This window comes from Bacillus sp. 05T31, from assembly GCF_056396725.1.
On record NZ_JBFTMA010000406.1, the window covers coordinates 1 to 3,871 of the forward strand.

Annotated in this window: 3 protein-coding genes and 1 pseudogene; all 4 read right to left on the reverse strand. The window is 33.9% G+C overall.

Annotation, left to right across the window (positions count from 1 at the left end):
- Positions 1–251, reverse strand: a pseudogene (locus AC1DJR_RS20495) (hypothetical protein); the annotation flags it as partial.
- Between the two features lie 336 nt (positions 252–587).
- Positions 588–1,346 carry an SDR family oxidoreductase gene (locus tag AC1DJR_RS20500; protein WP_477003378.1) on the reverse strand — a complete coding sequence of 253 codons (759 nt, stop codon included), beginning with the start codon at positions 1,344–1,346 and terminating at the stop codon, positions 588–590.
- Positions 1,347–1,402: 56 nt separating this feature from the next.
- Positions 1,403–3,067, reverse strand: coding sequence for a putative ABC transporter permease subunit (locus tag AC1DJR_RS20505; RefSeq protein ID WP_477003379.1), 1,665 nt, complete (start codon positions 3,065–3,067; stop codon positions 1,403–1,405).
- Positions 3,060–3,785, reverse strand: coding sequence for an ABC transporter ATP-binding protein (locus AC1DJR_RS20510; RefSeq protein ID WP_429687596.1), 726 nt, complete (start codon positions 3,783–3,785; stop codon positions 3,060–3,062). The genes AC1DJR_RS20505 and AC1DJR_RS20510 overlap by 8 nt, the downstream gene beginning before the upstream one ends.
- Between the last annotated feature and the right edge of the window lie 86 nt (positions 3,786–3,871).

Sequence of the window (3,871 nt, forward strand, 5' to 3'; positions counted from 1 at the left end):
GTTCCTGATGATTCCTTTGTATTTTTTGCATCCTTATCTGTTTTTTCATTCGAAGAAGTATTTGTGTCTTTTTCAGTATCTTTCGTTGTTTTTGACGCTTCATCTGCACTTGTCGTTTTCGATTGCTCTTCATTTTGTGCAGTTGCCTGATCCTTCTTTGCTGCATCTTTATCTGTGGAGGTACTACAAGCTGCCATTGTAAGCATTGTACCAATTGCTACTGATGCGATAGCGACCTTTTTCATTTTCATAAAAATCCCCCTATGTTTACAATTTTATCCTTCTCTTTACGATTCTATTTCCCCTTAAAAAATCCCTTTTCATACGAATCACCATCTTTCCGACAGTAATCTTCATAATAATACGTACAAAAAACGATAAATTCATTTTAATATTCGAGTTTTTTCTACTACATTTTCCTCCTCTGTAGCAAAAGAAAAAGAGTATGTTGTCACATGAAGATTTACAATCTACAAATGACAACATACTCCCCTATCAATTTTTTATCTTTCTTGACATTTTATTTATACAAAAAACAAAATAATTACTAATTTTTTTATTTCTCAACAATTGTTAACATAATATTTTTATGAATAACCACCGTTCGAATGAATGACTTGCCCAGTAACCCACTTCGCTTCTTCACTTACTAAAAAAGAAATTAAGCGTGCCGCATCCACCGGTTCTCCAACTCTTCCTTGCGGGAATTTCCATACTAAATGATGCTGTAATTCCTCTGTAATCCATCCTGTATTCGTCGGTCCTGGATCAACAGCATTGACTGTAATCCCCTTCTTCATAGCTACTGGTACAACTGACTTAGTAAATGCTTCTATTGCTCCCTTTGTTGCTACGTATGCTAGTTCATCTGGCATCGGGCCTAATGACTGCCCAGAAGTAAGATTTATAATACTTCCACTCGTTTTAAGTGAAAAATGTTTAATAAATAATGAGCTTAATAGCATAGGAGCACGAACATTAACCGTATAATGTTTATCTAGCTGTTCTACATCTAACTCTTCAATTTTCGTAGGAGTAGAATACGCCGCATTATTAATAAGAATAGATGGATCCCCTAAACGTTCTGATACCATATACAATACACGATTAGGCGAATAAGACTGCGATAAGTTTATTTCTGCCATTTCACATCGAACGCCGTAACTTTCAATTTCCTTTTTCAACAAAAAGGGYTCTTGATCATYCATTCCCCAYGGCATYGCTTTATCATACCGAGGCCAGTACGTGAAAAAAATGTCTATCCCATTTTGAGCAAGCACCTTGCATACAGCTGCACCAATTCCATTCAGACGAGTTGCCCCTGTTACAATTGCTATTTTCTTCACCTTTTCTCCTCCATCTATGGATAAATCCCCTGCACGAATACAGAGGATCTACCTTTTTAATTAATATTTGACAATATACGCTCAGCGCCTAATTTTAAAATTTTAATAAAGATATAATTTACAATCGTAAACATTACAAATAAAACGATAAACATAATCCAAAGTCCTACTTGAAGGAAGAAGTATAATACACTTACACCCGCTACAATAACTAAAGCTATTAAAATATTAGCTAAAAAATTCCACAAAGTTGTATATCGACTTTTAAATAATTTCTGTTCTGTATCCCAATGAATATCTGCAGTTTGTGCATCCCAGCGTGTACCGATTAAATTAATTAACAATAAACCGTTCGCACTTAGTAAGAACCAAAGTATCATGAAGACTGGCGAAATACCTGCTACAAATGCCATTGTAATACCGAATACTCCTAAAATGACTACATTAATTAACCAGGCCGTTATCGCTTTCGCAAAAAAGATATCYGAAGCCTTTACTGGTAAGTAACGATTCACAAACCAAGAGCTTCCATCTCGTGAGAATGACGTTGTTGCAATWACGTTAYTYCCCATTAAAAATAASGAYGCACAAAGGCCAACACCAATTGCGAAACCTGCTGATTCTGGATTATCAATATACCCTGTAATCCATTTTAAATTTCCATCTTGTACAAACAAAACAAAGAACAGCATAATTGGCATAACRAAAGTTTGCACAATACAATTTAAGAAAAATTGTGGCGTGCGGAATAACGTTTTAAATTCTTTTTTCACATACGCTTTTAAATGTGAACTTTGTACTGTTGATTTCTGTAAGCCTTCTGCTGAAATTACCTCTTTYTTTGCTGTACTCGTTGAAAGTCCAATAACYCCTTTTAAATATGTACGCTCTGCAATGTARTAAAACAAMCCGAAAAATGCGATAGAAATAAGAATGTATATTAGTACGTATAATATTCCCTTCCACGATGCATTTTCTACTAATCCCATTGCACCAAAATATGTAGTCGGAAAATAATTTGTCATTTGTATGAAAAGGGAGGATTGATTATTTGTAAGATAATTCGCAACTGAATCTCCAGCTCCAGATACTGCACTTTTATTTCTCCATTGCATAAATACATTGATTCCGACGATAAATAGTATACTTACGATTCCAATAAATATACTTCCTCGATCTTTATTTTTCGCTATATTCGTATACCTCATAATAATTGTCATAATTAACGAAGCTAAAACTAGCGGAATGATCGGGAAGAATAAGTAAATGACAATCATATAAATATAATATGTAATGAAAGCACCACTCTTTAAACCGTAAGTAATAAAGATAGGCAATAAAATAAACGAGCTCATTACGTATTGTGTAATTAACACTGTAAAGAACTTTGCCGAAATAATTTGCGCTGGTTTTAATGGTAACGGTAGCAACATTTCAACATCATTACTATAGTAAAACACTGTTAAAATGTTCATAATACTCATCAAAAATACCCATATACTAGCAACTGCTAATCCCATCGCAATAACAATTCCTGGATCCTGTCCGAGGTGTATCATTCCTTCATATATTCCATGGGTCATCGAACCGAATATTAAAAAACCTACAAATAAAATGGCTGCAAATGAAAATAAATACGCCCATCTTTTCTTTTTATCTGTTATGAAATCTGCATAATTTAATTTCAATAATACTTTCGTTAACGTCCAAATTTTACTCATTGCCCGTCATCTCCAAGAACATTTTTTCAAGTGATTCATTGGATTCAAAATGATCTCTCATTTCATTTAAATTCCCTTTAAACTGAAGATTTCCCTTATTAATAATCGCGACGCGGTCACATATTTTTTCAGCTACTTCTAATACGTGTGTCGAGAAAAATACAATCTTCCCTTTATCAGCATGTTCTCTCATCATTTCTTTTAAAATATATGCAGATTTCGGATCAAGACCTGTTAACGGTTCATCTAAAATCCACACATCTGGTTCATGTACGAGCACACCGATAATAACAATCTTTTGTCTCATACCGTGTGAATAACTTTGAATTTGATCAGATAAAGCATTGTACAGATCAAACTTCTTCGCTAATGACTCTATTCGTTCTTGTCTTACTTCCTTCGGTACTTCATACATATCAGCCATAAAGTTTAAATATTCAATCCCTTTTAATCGTAAAAACATATCCGGGCTATCTGGAACATAGCCAAATGTTTTCTTCGCTTCCATCGGATTTTTCATAATATCTTTACCGTTGATTGCAATGGTTCCTTTGTCCACCCCATGAATACCAGTAATCATCTTAATTGTCGTTGATTTACCCGCACCATTCGGTCCTAAAAACCCAAAAATTTCTCCGCTCGGTACAGATAAACTTAAATCTTTTACTGCATAGGTAGATCCATTATAACTTTTTGACACATTCAAAATTTCGATCATTACATCCAATCCTTTCCTTAATTACCAATTAACTATATTAACATTATAGCATACTTATATTTTTAGATTTTTACATTTTTCAGTTT